The sequence below is a fragment of the Ruegeria sp. AL12 genome (assembly GCF_056540885.1).
Genome location: NZ_JBQFXN010000117.1, coordinates 1 through 739, shown reverse-complemented (window position 1 = coordinate 739; position 739 = coordinate 1). Strand labels below are relative to the sequence as shown.

1 protein-coding gene is annotated in these 739 nt (G+C 61.3%); it reads right to left on the bottom strand.

Going from position 1 to position 739, the window contains the following annotated elements; all coding sequences use genetic code 11:
- The coding region (locus ACR0C6_RS21725) for a DUF1223 domain-containing protein (protein ID WP_480621219.1) at positions 1 to 628 on the bottom strand (628 nt) is incomplete at its 3' end.
- Positions 629 to 739 lie beyond the last annotated feature (111 nt).

The following is a 739-nucleotide window of genomic DNA, read 5'->3' as shown; positions in this document are numbered from 1 at the left end:
TTCCGACGGTCTCGACTTCGCGCACGCTGTGACGATAGGTGATGGCCCGGCCGGCATTCTCGCCGCGCTGGATGTCGACCGTGTTGGCCTCATCAAAATAGACCGCCACGATATCGGCCTTGCCGGCGCCTGGACCGATGGAAATGGTCAGGCCGTCGTCGGATTTGCCGACTTCGACGTCGACGGTGAGTCCGGCGCCGATGGCCGACAGTTTCTTGATTATGGATGCCACAGCGGCGCGATCCGACCCGTTGGCGTGGTCTTGTCCGTTGATGACCGCTTGAGGCGTGTAGACATTCTTGCGCTTGAGGGTGCGGGCATAACCGTATTGACGCTCGCTGCTGGCCTGGCTCGACAGCGTGTCGGCCCATCCGAGATAGTTCCAGTAATCGACATGGTAGCTCAGCGCCAGAACCTTGCCCTCGTCGGCCAGGCGCGCCAGTTCGGCATCGGCTGGCGGGCAGGAGGAGCATCCCTGACTGGTGAACAGTTCGACCACACCCGCAAACTCTCCGGCGCGTGTCGCGGCGGGCTGCGATACCAGGATAAAGGCCGCGAGAAGCGGGAGGGCAAGAGTGGCTGGAGATGTAAGAAAATGTGCGCGCGTGAGCATCTGGATGCAGTCCATAAGAGCGACCAAGTGACCGGGCGTGACCCATGAATTTATGTCCAGTGTTGTATCGCGGAGCGCCGCACACGGCCAAATCACGTTGCGGTGACAGCTTCAAACGGGAACCCG